The sequence below is a fragment of the Atribacterota bacterium genome (genome assembly GCA_039638595.1).
GTDB classification, from domain to species: domain Bacteria; phylum Atribacterota; class Atribacteria; order Atribacterales; family Caldatribacteriaceae; genus Profundicultor; species Profundicultor thermophilus.
Genome location: JBDIWM010000002.1, coordinates 18,721 through 36,121, shown reverse-complemented (window position 1 = coordinate 36,121; position 17,401 = coordinate 18,721). Strand labels below are relative to the sequence as shown.

Below are 17,401 nucleotides of genomic sequence, written 5' to 3'. Positions count from 1 at the left end.
ACCGCTACTGTTTTACCGCACCAAGGGTTAATCCACGCACCAAAAACCTCTGGGTGAAGAGGGTCAGAGCGAAAATGGGTAGCATAGAGAGCGTAGAAAGCGCTCCGATTTCACCCCAAAAAACCATTTGCTGACCAAAGTAACGGGGAAGTTGCACGGAAAGAGGAACAACCGCCGTGCGGGACAGGACCAGACCAAAGAGGAGTTCGCACCAGCTGAAAATGAAGCAGAACACCGCAGTTGCCACCAGTCCGGGAGCAGAGAGCGGAAGCGCGATTCTGGTGAACGTTTGCCAGTACGAACATCCGTCAATTTGGGCGCTCTCTTCGATTTCCATCGGTACATCCATGAAAAAGCTCCGCATCATCCAAATAACGTAAGGAAGGGTAAAGGTAAGATGGGTCAGAACCAACGCCTGATATGTATCGATCCACCCCAGGCTTCGAAAGAGGAGAAAAACCGGGAAAGCCACGGTGATGGGAGGAAGCATGCGATGGGAAAGAAACCAAAAGGCTAAATTCCTTCCACCGATTCGAAAACGGGCCAAACTGTACGCGCAGGGTGTACCAAAGGCTATGGATATAAGAGTGGTAAGCGAAGAAACGATAAGGGTGTTTCTTAGAGCTGCGTACCCCCCTAATTGAGCTACGGCAAAGTAATGGGTGAGATTGGGTTGGTGCGGAATCCATTTTGGAGGATGAGCCAGGAATTCTCCCGGAGTTTTAAACGAGGTGAGCACAATCCAAACCACCGGAAAAAGGAAAAAGATCAAGGCAACACCAAGCACCAGGTATCGAATCCATCCTTTCATAAACCCGTTTTCCTCCTTTTAAGCTTATTGTTCCTCCAAGCGCCCAAAAAGTAACATAACCACGATTGAGACAACCGCAAGGACGATATAGGAAAGCGAAGCGGTGTACCCCATACGAAAGTACTCAAAACCATTACGGTAGATGTAGTAACTTAACGTTTCTGTAGAAGTGCCAGGACCTCCCTGAGTCATGGCAAAGACAACATCAAAGAGTTTCAGTGCATCCAAACTGCGAAGCAGTACCGCCACGGTGGCTACCCGTTGCAGCATGGGGATAATGATAAAACGTATCTTTTGCCATCCGGAAACACCGTCTATTTCCGCTGCTTCAAGCGCTTCGCTCTGTAGAGACACCAGGCCAGCCAAAAGCACCAAAATCATGAAGGGCGTCCACTGCCATACATCGGTAATGATGATGCTCAGGTAAGCGGTGAAAGTTTGAGCAAGCCAGGTGTACTGGATGTCCCTCCGCAGGAGAATACTCAGAACATGATTCAGCGGTCCGTATTGAGCATCAAAAATGAGTTTCCACATGAATCCTGCCACTGTGGGAATCACGGTGACAGGGAGAATGAACAACGCTGCAACAACCTTATGGAGATAAAATTCCTGGAGCAAGGCTAAAGCAATGATAAAACCTATAAAGAACTCGAGGCTCACAATCGTAATAAGAAGAACACCAGTGTGTAAGAAAGAAAAAAGGAAACGTCTATCCTGGAAGGCCTGGATGAAGTTCCTAACCCCTATAAATTGCCGTCCGGGGAAAAGTGCGTCCCAGTGCAGGAAACTTAAAGACAGGGAGTAGATAAGAGGAAATATGACCACAGCTAAAATGACCAGGAAAGAAGGAGCAATAAGGACCAGGGCGAAAGACCGGTATTGCCGGGAATACATGCTTGCCTCCTTTTAACTTTTTTCAATCATTTCCCGAGCAATCGCCTGCAAGTTTTCTTTATCCAAAACCTTCCGCCAGTCTGGTCGAATGAGGGCTTCATACCCATGCTTAAGCGCCACCTTACACGCATCTGAGAATTCAATATTCGCCCCACCGAAAACCACCGCCAAGTCAATCCGCAGGTGCCCAAGCATAAAAGCGAGGGCTGCTTCATAGGGTAGACCTCTTTTCACCACCTCTTCCAGGGCTTCCTTCACTAGGACCACCGCAGGTACGGCAACGACTTCCGCTATTCCTGGCTCAAGCAGTGCCATTTGTTCCAAGGTAATCCGGTAGGTCTTGCGCACTGGGGTAAACATTTCTTCGCACACTTTTTGTGCTGCCTGGAGATTTTCCTCTGTACCACTGATTAGGGCAATGACAATGTCCTGCTTTGCGATTCCTCCAAAAAAGTCTCTCCGTGCAGCTTCGGTTTCTTCTTCTGCAAACAGTGGGGGATGGCAGGGATGGGTAGCAACAAAAGTGCAATCCTCGCGCCTTGCAATTTTCCCAAAATAGGGAACTGTAGCATCAAGACAAACCATAATGCTATCTCGCCTCATCAAGGGGACAATTTCCTGGGAAACTGCTTCCAAAACTCGGTCCGGAACCGCCATGATTACCAGGTCACTTTCTGGAATGGCCTCTTCTGGAGAAGAAGGTTTTAAACCCTGTTCGCGAAGAGCAGCCAGACCCCGTTCACCCTTCTCACAGTAGAAGAGTGTGTATCCCTGGGGTTGAAGTTTTTCCACAATTCTTTTGCCCATCTTTCCAGCTGCACCGAGGATGGTGATACTTTGCACCTTTTCCATGACAAAACGCCTCCTTTAGGATATTCCTTTCCTTCCTAAAAATTCTTTCAGGAATCGAGCACTTTCCTCTGCCCACTCTGCTTCTCTGGCAATCGTACTCTCTATGGAATTTTGCCAAGGAGTCAGCAATTCGATAATATAACTCACATCGTGCCGGCCCTCCAGCATCTCGAAAACCCATTCTATGCCCAGCGCACCTTTACCCAAAGGTCTTCCTTCAACAATAAAACCAAGCTGGTAGGGAGGTCGGAACGAAACCACTTCTTTGAGGTGGACGTTCATGGTGTAGGATACCATGGCACGAAGGACATCTCGCGGATTTTCGAAAGCCCCCAAAGAGTTGGCGGTGTCAAAACAAAATCGAAGGTAAGGATGATTGACTGTCCGAAAAAGGAAAAGGAGTTCTTCGCTTCTTCGTCGCTCGTAGTTTTCCAGCACAAGGTAAATGTTTTTCGCTGCAAAATGTGGCAGGACCGAGCGTATTTCCCGTTCTGCTTCCCCAAGCGATGGAGAGTCATCCGGTGCGTCAAGAAGCGTTCGCACGAAACGAGCTTCGAGTTGTTCAGCGATGCGAAGACAGGTAAGAAGATGCGGTTCCCGGATGCTTAGGGTGCCAATTTCGAGGACTACGTTATACCTCTGGGCCAGACCCTTTATTTCCTGGAGCTTTTCTTCGGTAAGGGTATGGAGGGGAACGTTGTGACCTATCTGTACCACCTGAGCACCAAAATTGTGAGCCCGCTTAAAAAGTTCTTCAGGAAGTAAAGGCTTTGGCGGAAAATACCCACTGATCCCAAAAGCCCAGGGATAAGTAAAAGTACTAAGCCCCCACATACGGATATCCCCTTTTAGAAGGCGGCAAGCGCCGCTTGCCGCCTTCCAGGAATTCATCGCCCTTCCCATACGCTCTGTTGCAACGCTAAGTACGCCTGGTAAGCCTTCTTCTGATTCTCTCTCCCGATACGGTCTGTAATGCGCTCCCATTCCTGAGCAGCCTTATTGAGGGGTTCCTGGGGGTCCTCAGTGGCAAAACAGGCCGTAATCGCTTGTTCCAGAACCGCAAAGTACTCTCGCGCTCCGGGGATGTTCAATTCGAGAACCCCTCCTTTCGCTGCTTCGTACAGCGTATCGAGGTATGCCCCAGCGTTGTCCCACGCATTGCGGTACATCGGTGAACGATAATGGCTAAGACGGAACGGATCAACCAGGGTAAAGGGGAGCATGGTGACCTGCAGACTCACTTCAGGGCTGGTAAGCCACTGGGCAAAAAAGTAGGCAAGGTCTTTCTTTTTGCTCTGTGAAGCCACGCCCACCGAGAAACCAGCAGCCAACGTGGAACGATTGTTGGGCATTGGCGCGTACCCGACCTTTCCCACCACTTTGCTCGGTGGTACCCAGTCCAGCTGTTTTGTCCTTGTGCCATACCCTTCCGACCAACGACCAATGGGAGGCCAGGTGATGATCATGGCAACCTTTCCATCTAACCACGCAGCCAGAACTTCCATGAACCCCCACTTAATAATCCCTGGAGGCATGACTGTATTTTGTTGGAGCATATCTCGTAAGACTTTTACCCCGATCTCTCCGTTAATGCGCGGTTCCATCGTTTCTGGATCGAAGAACTGACCCCCCTGAGCAACGAATTGACCGGTGAACCAGCTATACGATTGCATGCCTCTTTGAACGGCTGCACCATATATTTCTGGAGCATACTTTTCAGTGAAGAACTTGGCTATATCGTAAAACTCTTGCCAAGTTTTTGGTGGGGACAACTCATATCCGTATTTTGCCTGGAATTCAAGTTTGTTGTTTTCATCCTCAAAGAGGTCTTTACGATAGTAGAGGATGAGAACATCACCATCTGCAGTTAACGCATACATGGTATCGCCATAGTATTGAAAAGCGCGCTTGAAATCGGGATTGATATCCTCAAGGGCTTCAGGTGGCATGTATTGCGTAACCCACTTATCAATTGGCTCTACCACTCCTCCACTCACAAAATCACCCATAAAAGCATAAGAAATCGCCAGAGCATCATACGCACCAGTTCCGGCAAGGTGTTCCATAATCACTTTGTCGTGGAGGTCCCAGAAGGATAACTCCACTAAGTTAATTTTGACCCCAGTCTTTTCTTCCCATTCTGGCAAAATGGCTCGAATTCCCTGAGCTTGCAATCCTGATTCCCAGGTGACAGTTAAAGTTTGACCGATATATTTCTTGGCTTCTTCGATGGCGATTTCTGCTGCCGAACGAGCTTCCACAACGCTGGTAATCACAACACCCAAAAAAAGAACTAAAGCGAAAGTAACAAGGCGTTTCAACATACTATCCCTCCTATAGATTAGATATTAAACATCTGATGTTTAATATAGGTAAAACTATGGTGTTTGTCAAGAGATAATGAATCAAAATGGTGTCGATAGGTCAGAATCTCGTTCCCAACACTTTAAAATAGGGAAAAAGGCTGTCAAAGGGACGCATTATCGGTATGGAAAAATGAAGTAACCGGTCATGAAAAGGAGGAAAAACACCCTTAGAGAATTGAGCATTGCATCAGGAAGAGGACCAAAGAATCTTATGAAAAAATTATAATTTCCGAATTTTGGAAAACTTTCAGTCACCATAGCGGAAAGCCACCAACCCCAGTCCCCAATAATCCTTTCGAGTACTCAGCCTTTTAATACCTTTGCGAAGGAAGCGGGTGAACACTCCGATTGGGATAACGCAATCGAAATGACGATCAAGAATCCTATCACTAAACCTGATAAAAGAGACCAGCCAATTTTGGAATTGAGCTATGCTGGTAAGGTTTTTTACCAAGTTAGTTGGCTATTGGTGAAAATACCATTGTATCCAAAGACAGTAGGCTTATCCCAGTACTCGAGGAACAAAACGTAACCATCCATATGAACCCAACCTTCCATAAGGTAGTACAGTACGACTTTTTCATGATTTTCCTAACCACAAGCTGAAGCCACTCGTTCTCACCCTCAAGGAGTATACCCCCTGAAACTCTGTGGATTAGGTGGTGGGAGGTACCACCGTAATCAGAGTTCCAGAGCGTTTTCGGCTTCCCGTGATAATACACCATAAAAGAGTTACGCAATCAAAGTGGAACCCAGGTTTCCCCGTTGCCATCCCCATTCAGAATGCCGAAAAGAAGCGAGTGGACCACCAAAAAGAACCGTAAAAAGGATGAAAACCAAGCCAAGACGAGAATGGTCTAAATAGAGGGGTTTGTGCAACCAAGCTCCCCGAATACGGGCAAAAACCACCGGAACCCAAACCTCCACCAGAAGTTTAATCCGTTCAGGAACAACTCTCTGACTTCTTCCATTCTAGGAGACATAACCCGGATGACGCTCAGAAAGGGCCATAGTCAGGGAGCGCTTTTCTCTTGGGAATAGTATTCATAGCCCGAATAAGCGAGCTAAAACGAAGTACCGGAAGTTAAGTCGATTCGCCGCCTAGACTACAGGATAGGGCAAAAGCACACTGATGAAAGAGGAGTCGAGAGTACCGAGGTAATTGGCGATAAGTAAAAGGGGTAGAAGAGGAATTTCACCTACCCCTGGAGAGAAAAACGATTGAGGAAGTAAGAAGCGAGAGTTTTCTTTCCTACCCGCCAGAGCCAGATTTGGCCTGGTTAATTTTGAGGTTTTACGAGAATTGTACCCGCACTGGCTCCCGTCCTTCGCCTTCCACAGTAAAGTATTCCCTTTTGGTAAAGCCAAAAGAGGAAGCAAAAAGATTTGCCGGGAACTTTTCAATGGTAGTATTGTACCGGTAAACCGTGTCATTATAGAATTGTCGAGCGTAGGCAATTTTGTTTTCGGTTTCGGAAAGTTCCCCCTGGAGACTCTGGAAGTTTTCGCTGGCACGCAGCATTGGATAGGCCTCGGCTACCGCAAAAAGCTGTCGCAATGCCTGAGTAAGCTGGTTTTCGGCCGCTCCTTTTTCCTGCGGTCCCTGAGCACTGATAGCCATCTGACGCGCCCGGGCTACGGTTTCGAATACCTCCTTTTCATGAGCTGCATAACCCTTCACCGTTTCCACGAGATTGGGAATGAGATCATAGCGCCGCCGTAACTGGACGTCCACTTGAGCCCAGGCATTATCAACCCGATTCCGAAACGTCACCAGACGATTATACAGTGAAATCAAATACAAACCCACGATGATTACAATAACCAGAATGAGCCAACCCATTTCATTCACCTCCTTTTAGTCTGCACTTGATAAATCACCACCACTGGAGTATCTTCCACACTTCTGGTTGCGGTGCTCAACACCCTTCCCAGGTTGACCACGTTTTCGCTGCTCTGGGAAAGAGCATCAAAATGGCCAAACCCGCCATCTTTCCATAAACTGGATAATACCAGGATAGTCCCTGGAACGCAACCTGAGTTTCTGGTACACATCGTTTAAATTTTTGCAAAAGCCTTTCAGCCACCCCCAGGATCATGGCATACACCAGGTAATGGTCCCAGAAGGAGTATCCATACAGGCGCTCCTTGCAAAAGGGGAAATCACTCCGGAAATACGAAAGCTCACTAACGGTGGTACTCGAACGCTACCCTTTGATCCAGAAACCAGGGAAGCACCAGGCTGGAGAGGACAAGCATGCTGGTTGAGCTTCGATGAATTCCCAATACATTTCCGCCATACCTTGAAAACGCTTGACTATTTCCACCAGAAGATGCTGAATCCAAAAAATCCGTACTTCGTCTTGTGCCTGATAGAAAAAACACAAACTCACTTCTTGAGGACCGCAGCCCACTTCAAAGGGGTAAGGTCCTCGAATGTCCTCATCGCAAAAATCTTCAAAGATAATATCGTCAACCCCTCTGCGTAAAAGCAAAAGATGAGTCGAGGAAACCTATCCCGCAAAAGCAAAGAATGCTCTTTAACACCAGTCACGTCGCCATCTCTCTGAAGGGCAAAAGTCAGTTCGATGGCAGCATGAAAATAGGATTTCGCCCATCTCCAGGAACGAAAATCAGCAAGCTTAACAGAAACACAAGGACACGAAATTGACCTACAGCTCTTCCAAGCCATTTTTCTCAAATATCAGGTTTTTCCATGTAAAGCGAGGATGAAACTCCAGTCTCTTCTCTAAGTATCCCTATTCGAAAGTAACTTTATCCAGTACAATGAGAATAATCTCAAATTCGGGGGTGGGACGATGTATCAAATTCTGGTTATCAAAATTGAAACTCGCTCCAGCAAGGCTTTGAAAGTCCAGGAAGTGTTGACCAAACATGGCTGTACCATCAAAACTCGTTTGGGGCTCCATGAAGTTTCCCCTGATTATTGTGCCGAAGATGGACTGGTCATCTTAGAACTCAGCGGAAAACAAGAGGAAGTCGAAAAACTCCAGCAAGACCTGGAAAAACTGGAAGGGGTTACCGTTCGGTACATCGAAATATAATTTACCATCGCTCTAACCGTAGTGGGGAGGAAAAAAGAAGATATCGCCCTTTCTCCTCCCCATGTTCATTGAGTCTCAAACAACCAGGAACCAGTGCACCTGGTTTTCCGGGATTAATGCACACCCCCCATACCGTGACCGTCTCCTTCTCAAGATTAACACTGTGAATTATACCCAGACCCAGCTCTTTCCCCTCTTTTGAAAAGATTCCACACAGCATTCCCAGAACGGGAATCCGTTGACCCCTTTTTTCCATAACAAGGAAGTTCCCGTCTTCTGAGAAGACCAGCTTTTCTCCTCGGGTCAGAAAGAATACCTCATTTTTTTCTTGCCGAAGTATCGACTCAAAGAAATATGGATAATAGGGCAGAGAAAACCGCAACGCTTCAAGGGGCAGGGTGAGCATCCTTTTTTGAGTAAAATAGCGGTTAAAAAGCTGCTGGCGATATCCCCGGCGAAACTCATATTGTTTTGCAGCTACCTCTTTCGGTAAAGGGAGAACCAGTAACCGCTCGCGCAAAAAACGTTGCCACAACAGGAATTCCTCTTTTTCTCCAACGGCAAGTACCACTTCCGGTTCAGTGAGCCGGATTTTCAACATCTTGAGGAAGTACCCAGAAGGATAGGAAAAAAGACCACAGGTATCAAAAAGGACCACATCACACCGGGCTGAAGCCAAACGAGCCAGCTCAGCTGCATAACAGGCCGTAGCCACAATTTCATGTTCCGGAGTGGTATCACCGATGAAACGAAAGTATGGAGTAAATAGGCGCTCCTCAGGCGTCGCCTCTTTTCCTCGACTGATTACTAAACCAATCGTGGTTGGCGGACCAACCGTCGATTGGCCCAGATCCGAGTCAACCCACCCTACCCTCCGCCCTTCACGAAGAAAAAACACGTAGAGCAGACGAATCAAGGTGCTCTTCCCCCGATCCAGAGGAGCAAGGACCATGATGGTACCCCGAAAACTGGAAAATCCGGTAGCAAGAAATTTCCATTCATCAGGCCAGGAAAGATCCCTCATTCATCCCTCCAGCAGCTCCGAAACGGTCACCAGCGTATACCCCCTTTCCTTAAGTCCCTGAATCATCTGGGGCAAAATCCGTACCGTTTGAGGAACGCTGTGTAAGAGAACAATTCCTCCCGGTCGAAGGTGGGAATAAACTCTGTCAAGAATTTCCTGGCCTCCAAGTTGCCAGTCCCGGGAATCAACCCACCACATGACGATGGTATATCCCATTCTTCCACAGGCCTCTTTAATTTCCCCATTGGTAAAACCACGAGGGGGACGGAAATAGGCAGGAAGAGACCCTGTAACGTCCCTGATAATATCCTCAGCCCGCTTGAGATCGTCAAGAATATCTTCCAGAGTAAAACTCTCATCAAGCCGATGCGAATAAGAATGGTTCCCAATTTCATGCCCGCCTCTGACAATGGCCTGAGCAATATCAGGGTATTTTTTTACCTGGGAGCCGATCAGGAAGAACGTTGCTCTGACCTTCTGTTCCTTCAAAATACCGAGTATTTCTTTTGTCGCACCGTTTGGTGCATCGTCGAAGGTCAGAGCGACCTTATCTCTCGCTTCCTGATTCCCACCCAAATAACGAACCTGATTCAACCCAAAAACGGCTTCTTCAATTTCGATTGTTTCACCATACCCAGGAAAAAGGAGAAGCGCGACGACGAAAAAAGAAACAATGAATCTACTGAATGAGTGGTCGAAGCTTATCTTCGATGGTTTTTTTAGGCACATACCCGACGATCCGGCCAACCTCTTTTCCCTGATGAAAGATAATAAGGGTGGGAATGGCATGAATACCATAGCGGCTGGCTACTTCCGGAACATGATCCGTGTTAATTTTGACCACCTTAACCGTTTCGGTGAAGCTCTGGGCGATTTCTTCCACAATGGGAGCCATCATTTTACAGGGCATGCACCAGGAAGCCCAGAAATCCACTAGAACCGGTACTTCCGACTTGAGCACCTCGTCGTCAAAGTTCCTTCCATCGATTTCCATCACGTTTGCCATGTTCTTCACGTCCTTTCTGACCAATCTTGAGCTCTTTTCCGTTAAGGAGCCTCGATATGTTTTCTTTGTGCTTCCAGAACACGATACCCGCGGCGAATATTCCCCAGCCTACAAACCACCATGGCCTTCGAAATAAGAAAAGTAAAACTGGCATCGCCAGTGCCCCGGAAAGAGAACCCAGAGAAGAGTAACGGGTGAAGAGCACTACCAGAACCCAGACCAGGAAACATAAAAATGCTGCCTGCCAGGAAAGGTAAAAGAGAATCCCCAGAGTGGTTGCCACGCCCTTCCCACCACGAAAACGTAAAAACAAGGACCAGTCATGACCGGCTACCACGAGGAAAATTCCAACGAAAGAAAGAAGAGGGTGCACAAGAAAATGGACGGCTAAATACGCTCCCACAAACCCCTTGAGGGCGTCACCAATACCGGCGATTAGGGCTGGTAAAAAACCCGCCACTCGGGAAACATTGGTCGCTCCCACATTACCGCTTCCATACTTTCGAATATCCACGCCCTTTGCCAGGAACGCAACCAGAAGCCCGCAAGGAAGGGAACCCAAAAAATAATTGAGTGGCAATACCCAATAATTCACCCATCATCACTCCTCGTATCGTCCAAATACCAGCGTCCCATTGTGTCCCCCAAAGCCAAAAGAATTCGAAAGAGCATTTCGGAGGGGAAATGAACACGATCTATGGGGTGTGTAATCAAGATCGCACTCTGGATCTGGTTCATCAAGATTGATGGTGGGATGAATCATCCCATGATAAAGGGAGAGCACAGTTGCAGCACCCTCCAGAGCCCCGGCAGCACCCAGAAGATGTCCAGTCATGGATTTGGTGGAACTGATTTTTATCTGATAAGCTCGCTCACCAAAAACCTTTTTAATCGCCAGAGTTTCCACTCTGTCATTTAAGGGCGTGGATGTACCATGAGCGTTGATATAGTCGATATCTCCAATGGTCAATCCAGCATCACGAATGGCAAGATACATGGAACGAGCCGCACCTTCCCCTTCCGGGTCGGGTGCTGTAATATGGTAGGCATCACAGGTGGAACCGTAGCCTTTGAGTTCGGCATAAATCCGGGCTCCTCGTTCAAGGGCCATCTTTTCCTCCTCTAATACCAGAGCACAGGCGCCCTCGGCCATCACAAATCCATCCCGGTTTTTATCAAAAGGGCGGGAAGCTCTGGACGGCTCTTCATTTCGCGTTGAGAGGGCTTTCATGGCACAGAATCCAGCCAGGGCCAGGGGGGTGATGGAAGCCTCGGCCCCGACCGCGATCATAAAATCGGCATCACCCCGCTGAATCATGCGCAACGCTTCCCCCAGGGCGTGGGTCGATGCTTCACAAGCCGTTGAAACACAGCTACTGGGGCCCTTTAGTCCCAGGCGAATGGCTACATTCGCTGCTCCCATATTGACAATCATCATGGGAATAAAAAGGGCACTGATTTTTTGCGGACCTTTACTCAAAAGAACCTGGTGCTGTTCCTCAAAAGTCTGAATTCCCCCGATACCAGATCCCAGAATGACACCCGCCCGTTCTCGAGGAATACCCTCCGCATCCCATCCAGCATCGTTAATCGCCATGAGTGAAGCGCATACCGCCAGTTGCGAAAAACGGTCCATGCGTCGGACCTCTTTCCGGGGCAAAAATTGTTCCGGGTCAAAATTTCGTACCTCTCCAGCAATTTTACTATCCAAGCCTTCGGTATCGAAACTCCGAATGGAATCAATCCCCGATTTGCCCTCTATCAATGATTTCCAGAACTCTTCCTTCCCGATACCAACGGGGCTTATAACCCCGATACCGGTTACCACAACTTTACGCATCAACGTCAAAACCTCCTTTTTACCATCGAATGAGTGCTGAACCCCAGGTCAAGCCAGCTCCAAAACCAACGAGAAGGAGCAAGTTTCCCTCCTGAATGCGCCCCTCTCGATACGCTTCATCCAGGGCCAGCGGAATCGAGGCCGAAGACGTATTCCCATACTTGTGGACGTTGACAAAAATCCTCTCTTCCGGAATTTCTAATCGTTTGGCTGCAGAGTTGATAATCCGGATATTCGCCTGGTGGGGAATAAATAAATCAACGTCCTGCGTCGAAACGCCAGCTCTTCGTGCCACTTCCAAGGAAGCTTCTTCCATTACCCGCACGGCAAACTTAAAAACTTCATTTCCATTCATTTTAATATAGTGGAGGCGGTTCTTGACTGTATCAAAAGAAGCTGGAAAACGAGAACATCCAGCAGGAAGCTCAAGAAGCGATCCACCATTGCCGTCACAACCAAGATAGGTAGCGAGGATCCCCGGTTCATCAGTCACTCCCAGAACCACTGCTCCAGCCCCGTCACCAAATAGCACACAGGTTGCTCGGTCCTGCCAGTCTACAATTTTGGAAAGAGTTTCTGCACCGATAACCAGCGCTTTCTTTCCCCCCCCAGCCAGGAGATATTTCTCCACTATAGCCAGTGCATAGACAAAACCGGTACATCCTGCTTCAAGGTCAAATCCGCAGGCTTTTTTTGCTCCCAATTCTTTTTGCACTAGACACGCCGTGGCTGGAAAAAGCATATCCGGCGTGACGGTCGCCACCACGATGAGATCGAGTTCTTCCGGAGCAATACCTGCTTCCTGGAGCGCAAGTTGCGAAGCCCGCAACGCAAAAGTCCCCGTAGTTTCCTGAGGTCCAGCAATTCTCCTTTCCTTGATCCCAGTTCGGGTGGTAATCCACTCGTCACTTGTATCCACCATTTTCTCCAAATCGCCATTGGTCAGAACTGTATCTGGAACACTTGAGCCAGTTCCCAAAACCTTGATCCATCGATTCCTCAATTGATATCCCCCTTTGCTTCTTTTCGGACCAAAGAAAAACCGATCTCGCCTTCTGCAACCACCATACCATCCACTTTGGCTACACCTTTTAACTTTCCAACGCCGCCTTTCATCTTAAGCAAGGTTACTTCCATCACCAGCTGATCGCCTGGCTGGACCGGCTTGCGGAAACGTACCTTGTTAACCGAAGCAAAATAGGGAACACAGTCCCGAAATTTTTCCATATTCATCATCATAGTCGCCCCCACCTGAGCCATGCTCTCTAAGATCAGCACCCCGGGCATGATGGGTCTACCCGGATAATGTCCCTGGAAAAACCACTCATTGATGGTGACATTTTTGATTCCCGTTACCATTCCTTCCTGGGTCATGTATACCCTGTCTACCAGAAGAAAGGGGAAACGGTGGGGCAATATATTCTGAATTTCCTGAACATTTAATTCCATCTCATGGACCCCCTTCAGTGCAAAACATTTCCAATACTCTACCGAAACTTTCTAAAATTGACAAGAACAAAGTCCTAAGGTAGTATTTTAGCAGAATAGGAAACAATGATAAAAATAGCACACTCGAGGTGGGAAAGGATATGATGAGAGCTCTGCGTAAAAACCTGGATATCATTTTAATCATTGTTGTAGTTGCTTTTGCTGTTACCATTTATTACGGATACGGTTCGTACCGCCGTTCCGGTCGTTCTCAACAAGCTGTAGCAGCTACCGTAAACAACACCTCTATCACCTTCTATGATTTAGACCAGGCTTTCCGCACTCTCCTTTCCCGTTACGATTCCAAAACGCTGAGCCAGTTTGACGAAAAAATGTTCGACTTTTTACGTCGTCTCACCTTGGAAAACCTTATTAACAATGAACTGCTTTACCAGGAAGCAAAATCAAGACGCATCAGGGTCTCCAATCAGGAAGTGAAAAATGAACTGGACCGCCTGAAATCAACCTTCCCTTCGGAAAAGGAGTTTCGCAGTTTTCTGGAATACGAACGAATCACGCTTCGTGACCTTCAGGAATCGCTACGACGAACCCTAATGATTCAAAAATTGACTGATAACCTCACCGAGGGAGTTGAAATCCCCGAAGAAGAAATCAGGAAATACTACGACGAACACCGCAATCTTTTCTCCTCCCCCGCACAGTACCATCTTGCTCAGATTGTACTTCCCAGCCAGGAAGAAGCCGAAAAAGCCCTGAAGCGTCTGTACTTGGGGGAAGATTTTGCCACCGTCGCGAAGGAGATTTCTCTTGATTCTGCATCAGCAAAACAGAGTGGGGATATGGGATGGATTCCAGAAACCCAGCTTCCCAAAGAATCCAAAGAAGCCATTCAAGCAATTCGGGATAACCCCAAAGCAGTGACCTCGGTTGTATCCAGAAACAATTTGTTTTACATTTATAAAGTTCTGGAATGGAAACCTCAGGAAGAAAAAGCTTATGAAGAAGTCAGAGAGGAAATCAAAAAGTTGCTCCTTGCTGAACAAAAAAATGTAAGAACCAATCACCTTCTGGCTGAGCTCAGAGAAAAGAGCACCATCAGCATTTCCGAACTCCTCCAACCGGAACCCAGTGCTTCGCCCTCTCCAGAAGGAAGCTCTGTTCCTGCGGCACCACAGGGTCAGGAATGAGAAACGTAAACTAGGTTGAAGAAAACGATGAAGAGGTTTTTAGGCTTATTTTGCGCGCTTATCCTCGTCATCGGTGGGAGTGGTTTCCTCTTCGCTTTTTCTTTTACCCGCACATATTCCTTCTCTCTTTTGGGTGAACAGTTTTCCAACCTCAGCCGAAGAGACCTCCTGCCACTCCTTGAGATCATGGAAAAAAAGTGGCAAAAAAAGCCTTTTACCCTTCAGATTGGGGAACAAGCTCTACTCATTGACAAAAGAAAGCTAGGAATTACCTGGAATCACACCACTATTCGAAACGCTATTCTTAGTGGTCAACGAGAAGTATCACTTGCTCTCTCGTTCAACGAAGAACAAATCCAAAAATTTTTGCAGGAAATCGTTCAAAAGTTTGCCCTGTTACCGCAAAATGCTTCCTTCAAAAATCAACGATTTATCCGTTCTCAGGAGGGGAGTATCCTCAACGTGGAGAAAAGCCTTATAGAGCTCAAAGAGAAGCTGGAAAAGGGAATGGATGAGGTCGAACTCACCCATTTCGATCCCATCCCGCCTCAGCACGATACCGTTTCGCTCCTTACTGCCAAGGGATTTCCATACCTTCTTGCCCGTTACGAAACATCACTCCAGGACCGAGACGAAGACGTGATCTTCAACATCAAAAAGGCAGCTCAAGCGATCGATGGAATCATAGTGAAAAAGGGCACGGTGTTTTCTTTTAACCAGGTAGTCGGAAAAGCAGACCAGGAAGATGGGTATCGCAAAACCCAGATTGTGGTCAACGGAAAACTGGTTCCTGGATACGGTGGAGGAGTCTGCCAGGTCTCTACCACACTTTACAATGCACTCCTCCATACCGAAGCAGAAATTCTAGAACGGCACCCTCACTCTGGATACTCACCAACCACCTCTTATGTCCCGCCCGGAAGAGACGCAGCCGTAAGCTATGGGGCCAAAGATTTGCGCTTCAACTTCCCCAATCAAACGGTGGTCATTTTCGCCTACACCATTTCCGACCAATTAATCTGCGAAATCTGGGGTGAAAAAGAGAACACAAGCCAAACTGAAATCCAGGTTCACATTGTGTCACTGGACAAAACAAAAGACAACGATGGCCTGCTTACCGTAAAAACCACGGTTACCCGAAATGGAAAAACGGTATACCGTTTCCAGAATACCTATCTCACCCCTTGGGATTTTGGAAAAAGCCTCGATGAAACTCAATTCTGATTCCGGATGACTTCAAGCATAACCAGAATATTCTCACAAGGAATATCCTTAGGAAGGGCATGTGACGGAGCAGCAATGTAGCCCCCACCTTCGCCAAGTTCCCGGAGGATTTTTTTCACTTCCTGTCGCACCTCTTCTTTAGTTCCAAATGGTAGAAGGCGTTGAATACTGATGCCACCCCAGAAAGAGAGTTTTCCGTGATAAGCTTTTTTGAGCGCAAAGATATCCATGACCTCTGGCTGAAATGGATTAAACACGTCAAGCCCAATTTCCACGAGGTCCGGGAAAATTTCCTCCACTTTTCCACAGCAATGTAAAAAAGCCTTCTTACCTTTCCTTTTTACCAGAGCAATCATTTCAGCCATGCGGGGTTTAATGAATTTCCGCCACCACTTAGCTCCCATGATAAGACCCTTTTGCCATCCCCAGTCGTCTCCAAAGTGAACACCATCAAGACCCATTTCTAACGCTCTATCAATGACTCTCAGATTGAAAGTGGTAATGTGATCCAGAAGATCTTCCACAAAATCGGGATTCATAATAAAATCACTCAAAAGTGCTTCCATGCCACGCAAACTCCAGGCACGCTCAAAAAGGGTATAGGTCTGACGAAGGAGCTTAAACTGAGGCTGGTGTTTTTCAACAAACGGCTGAATGGGGAGAAACCTTTGGGGGTCATCTGGATCAGGAAAACGGTACCCTGCAAGCGAAGGACGGGGCAGGACCGGTTCCGGATTCCCAATGTCCGGGTCAATGCTTCGATTCCAAACCACTCCCCACTCATCCCGAACGAAACCTGGAGCCACCTCCTGAAACGTTCCCGGCGCAATGGCTTTCACAAAAGCCAGGTGGTTTCCCAGTTTTTTTTCAAACTCCAGGTCTCCCAAATACTCAGCCATTTTGAGGCGAGCAGGAATAGTGAAATCAACATGATACGGGACAAAATCTGTTTCCCGAAAATCAAGGGTTTTTAAAATTCTCTCGCGCTCTTCCAAGGTAACTCTCCTTTACTGGTCCTTGGAAATGACCTCAATTTCAACCGTGGGTTTCTCCTTATAAATCCTACCCAAATTGAAATCCTGAGTCCAGACTTTGCCATCGACCTTGCCTTCCACATAACTCAAGATTTCTCCAGGCATATAAGCCTTAAGAGCAAGGGTGATTGAGTTAAGGAAAGGTTTGGCTTTCGATGCACCCATTTTGTTGAGCGCCGTTTCCAGCTCTTCTCCTCGAAGGCTTGCCCGGAGCACCACGAGATCCTGATCTTTGGTGAGTTCCGCCGAACTCCCCAGAAACTGCTGCGTAAAAGCCCGAGCCTTTTCCTGGTCTTCGAAACTCCATACCCAGGCCACGATGTAGGGTGGTGCATCCTGTTTGGTTTGCACCTCCACAAATTTCCGCTCTTCGGGAGGAAGTTTTCGATATTCGCTGATCGCCACGTTTTTCAACTGACCAAAAACGGTGTAATCATTGACCAGCACTGCAATCCGAGCCTTAGGGATGGTGGCATCATTATTCACTCTAATAGCGAGTTCTACCTGAGCGCACCCACCCACAAGAAGGAGAATCGATACAAGCAACCCCAAAACCACGTACTGTGTTTTCATCGACCGGTGCCTCCCGGAATATCTTTTTTCCAACCGGGTTCATTTTACCATAAAGAACGAGACTTTAGGAGGTATC

Annotated in this window: 21 protein-coding genes; 3 read left to right on the top strand and 18 right to left on the bottom strand. The window is 47.5% G+C overall.

Annotated elements, in window-relative coordinates:
- Positions 1-4: 4 nt before the first annotated feature.
- From ABDK92_00980 to ABDK92_00940, 9 genes are all read right to left on the bottom strand, one after another.
- Positions 5-811, bottom strand: a complete 807-nt coding sequence (locus tag ABDK92_00980; protein MEN3185197.1) for a carbohydrate ABC transporter permease — start codon at positions 809-811, stop codon at positions 5-7.
- Positions 812-835: 24 nt separating this feature from the next.
- Positions 836-1,705: a sugar ABC transporter permease gene (locus ABDK92_00975; GenBank protein MEN3185196.1), complete on the bottom strand. Its 870-nt coding sequence runs from the start codon at positions 1,703-1,705 to the stop codon at positions 836-838.
- 12 nt (positions 1,706-1,717) lie between these two features.
- Positions 1,718-2,557 (bottom strand): phosphogluconate dehydrogenase C-terminal domain-containing protein, encoded by an 840-nt coding sequence (locus ABDK92_00970; protein MEN3185195.1) that lies wholly within the window; start codon positions 2,555-2,557, stop codon positions 1,718-1,720.
- 15 nt (positions 2,558-2,572) lie between these two features.
- On the bottom strand, positions 2,573-3,448 hold the full coding sequence (locus ABDK92_00965; protein ID MEN3185194.1) for a TIM barrel protein: 876 nt from the start codon (positions 3,446-3,448) through the stop codon (positions 2,573-2,575).
- A complete protein-coding gene (locus tag ABDK92_00960) occupies positions 3,445-4,881 on the bottom strand; it encodes a sugar ABC transporter substrate-binding protein (GenBank protein MEN3185193.1) in 1,437 nt (478 codons plus the stop codon). The genes ABDK92_00965 and ABDK92_00960 overlap by 4 nt, the downstream gene beginning before the upstream one ends.
- A gap of 774 nt (positions 4,882-5,655) precedes the next feature.
- Complete coding sequence (locus ABDK92_00955; protein ID MEN3185192.1) at positions 5,656-5,850, bottom strand: hypothetical protein; 195 nt, start codon at positions 5,848-5,850, stop codon at positions 5,656-5,658.
- 367 nt (positions 5,851-6,217) lie between these two features.
- Complete coding sequence (locus ABDK92_00950; protein ID MEN3185191.1) at positions 6,218-6,766, bottom strand: LemA family protein; 549 nt, start codon at positions 6,764-6,766, stop codon at positions 6,218-6,220.
- Positions 6,767-6,842: 76 nt separating this feature from the next.
- Positions 6,843-7,031 carry a hypothetical protein gene (locus tag ABDK92_00945; GenBank protein ID MEN3185190.1) on the bottom strand — a complete coding sequence of 63 codons (189 nt, stop codon included), beginning with the start codon at positions 7,029-7,031 and terminating at the stop codon, positions 6,843-6,845.
- Positions 7,032-7,130: 99 nt separating this feature from the next.
- Positions 7,131-7,418: a hypothetical protein gene (locus ABDK92_00940; protein ID MEN3185189.1), complete on the bottom strand. Its 288-nt coding sequence runs from the start codon at positions 7,416-7,418 to the stop codon at positions 7,131-7,133.
- Between the two features lie 324 nt (positions 7,419-7,742).
- Here ABDK92_00940 and ABDK92_00935 point away from each other — a divergent pair, with 324 nt between their 5' ends.
- On the top strand, positions 7,743-7,988 hold the full coding sequence (locus ABDK92_00935; protein MEN3185188.1) for a hypothetical protein: 246 nt from the start codon (positions 7,743-7,745) through the stop codon (positions 7,986-7,988).
- A 1-nt stretch (position 7,989) separates the two neighbouring features.
- Here ABDK92_00935 and ABDK92_00930 read toward each other — a convergent pair whose 3' ends face one another.
- Genes ABDK92_00930 through fabZ form a run of 7 tightly spaced genes read right to left on the bottom strand, consistent with a single transcriptional unit; the run spans position 7,990 to position 13,307 of the window.
- A complete protein-coding gene (locus ABDK92_00930; protein MEN3185187.1) occupies positions 7,990-9,012 on the bottom strand; it encodes a Clp1/GlmU family protein in 1,023 nt (340 codons plus the stop codon).
- On the bottom strand, positions 9,013-9,759 hold the full coding sequence (locus ABDK92_00925; GenBank protein ID MEN3185186.1) for a polysaccharide deacetylase family protein: 747 nt from the start codon (positions 9,757-9,759) through the stop codon (positions 9,013-9,015).
- Entirely contained in the window at positions 9,692-10,018 is a 327-nt protein-coding gene (gene trxA / locus ABDK92_00920; GenBank protein ID MEN3185185.1) for a thioredoxin, read from the bottom strand. Before trxA ends, ABDK92_00925 begins: the two co-directional genes overlap by 68 nt.
- The gene (plsY, locus tag ABDK92_00915; GenBank protein ID MEN3185184.1) at positions 9,981-10,613 is read right to left on the bottom strand and encodes a glycerol-3-phosphate 1-O-acyltransferase PlsY; all 633 of its coding nucleotides are present in this window, start codon (positions 10,611-10,613) and stop codon (positions 9,981-9,983) included. The genes trxA and plsY overlap by 38 nt, the downstream gene beginning before the upstream one ends.
- Positions 10,614-10,619: 6 nt before the next feature.
- On the bottom strand, positions 10,620-11,861 hold the full coding sequence (gene fabF / locus ABDK92_00910; GenBank protein MEN3185183.1) for a beta-ketoacyl-ACP synthase II: 1,242 nt from the start codon (positions 11,859-11,861) through the stop codon (positions 10,620-10,622).
- Positions 11,862-11,877: 16 nt separating this feature from the next.
- Positions 11,878-12,861: a beta-ketoacyl-ACP synthase III gene (locus ABDK92_00905; GenBank protein MEN3185182.1), complete on the bottom strand. Its 984-nt coding sequence runs from the start codon at positions 12,859-12,861 to the stop codon at positions 11,878-11,880.
- Positions 12,858-13,307, bottom strand: a complete 450-nt coding sequence (gene fabZ / locus ABDK92_00900; protein MEN3185181.1) for a 3-hydroxyacyl-ACP dehydratase FabZ — start codon at positions 13,305-13,307, stop codon at positions 12,858-12,860. Before fabZ ends, ABDK92_00905 begins: the two co-directional genes overlap by 4 nt.
- A 140-nt stretch (positions 13,308-13,447) precedes the next feature.
- Between fabZ and ABDK92_00895 the strand changes: the two genes are divergently transcribed.
- Both ABDK92_00895 and ABDK92_00890 read left to right on the top strand, forming a co-directional pair.
- Positions 13,448-14,494 (top strand): SurA N-terminal domain-containing protein, encoded by a 1,047-nt coding sequence (locus ABDK92_00895; GenBank protein ID MEN3185180.1) that lies wholly within the window; start codon positions 13,448-13,450, stop codon positions 14,492-14,494.
- A 27-nt stretch (positions 14,495-14,521) separates the two neighbouring features.
- Positions 14,522-15,718, top strand: a complete 1,197-nt coding sequence (locus ABDK92_00890; GenBank protein MEN3185179.1) for a VanW family protein — start codon at positions 14,522-14,524, stop codon at positions 15,716-15,718.
- On the opposite strand, the gene ABDK92_00885 is transcribed toward ABDK92_00890, so the two are convergent.
- Positions 15,709-16,713 (bottom strand): uroporphyrinogen decarboxylase family protein, encoded by a 1,005-nt coding sequence (locus tag ABDK92_00885; GenBank protein ID MEN3185178.1) that lies wholly within the window; start codon positions 16,711-16,713, stop codon positions 15,709-15,711. The genes ABDK92_00890 and ABDK92_00885 overlap by 10 nt on opposite strands.
- A 12-nt stretch (positions 16,714-16,725) precedes the next feature.
- The gene (locus ABDK92_00880) at positions 16,726-17,325 is read right to left on the bottom strand and encodes a hypothetical protein (protein MEN3185177.1); all 600 of its coding nucleotides are present in this window, start codon (positions 17,323-17,325) and stop codon (positions 16,726-16,728) included.
- Positions 17,326-17,401 lie beyond the last annotated feature (76 nt).

Excerpts from the sequence above, each read along its gene's own strand:
- ABDK92_00975 (MEN3185196.1), bottom strand. The coding sequence starts at position 1,705 with ATGTATTCCCGGCAATACCGGTCTTTCGCCCTGGTCCTTATTGCTCCT.
- ABDK92_00965 (MEN3185194.1), bottom strand. The coding sequence starts at position 3,448 with ATGAATTCCTGGAAGGCGGCAAGCGGCGCTTGCCGCCTTCTAAAAGGG.
- ABDK92_00895 (MEN3185180.1), top strand. The coding sequence starts at position 13,448 with ATGATGAGAGCTCTGCGTAAAAACCTGGATATCATTTTAATCATTGTT.
- ABDK92_00890 (MEN3185179.1), top strand. The coding sequence starts at position 14,522 with ATGAAGAGGTTTTTAGGCTTATTTTGCGCGCTTATCCTCGTCATCGGT.
- trxA (MEN3185185.1), bottom strand. The coding sequence starts at position 10,018 with ATGGCAAACGTGATGGAAATCGATGGAAGGAACTTTGACGACGAGGTG.
- ABDK92_00970 (MEN3185195.1), bottom strand. The coding sequence starts at position 2,557 with ATGGAAAAGGTGCAAAGTATCACCATCCTCGGTGCAGCTGGAAAGATG.
- ABDK92_00935 (MEN3185188.1), top strand. The coding sequence starts at position 7,743 with ATGTATCAAATTCTGGTTATCAAAATTGAAACTCGCTCCAGCAAGGCT.
- ABDK92_00880 (MEN3185177.1), bottom strand. The coding sequence starts at position 17,325 with ATGAAAACACAGTACGTGGTTTTGGGGTTGCTTGTATCGATTCTCCTT.
- ABDK92_00980 (MEN3185197.1), bottom strand. The coding sequence starts at position 811 with ATGAAAGGATGGATTCGATACCTGGTGCTTGGTGTTGCCTTGATCTTT.
- ABDK92_00950 (MEN3185191.1), bottom strand. The coding sequence starts at position 6,766 with ATGGGTTGGCTCATTCTGGTTATTGTAATCATCGTGGGTTTGTATTTG.
- ABDK92_00930 (MEN3185187.1), bottom strand. The coding sequence starts at position 9,012 with ATGAGGGATCTTTCCTGGCCTGATGAATGGAAATTTCTTGCTACCGGA.
- ABDK92_00960 (MEN3185193.1), bottom strand. The coding sequence starts at position 4,881 with ATGTTGAAACGCCTTGTTACTTTCGCTTTAGTTCTTTTTTTGGGTGTT.
- fabZ (MEN3185181.1), bottom strand. The coding sequence starts at position 13,307 with ATGGAATTAAATGTTCAGGAAATTCAGAATATATTGCCCCACCGTTTC.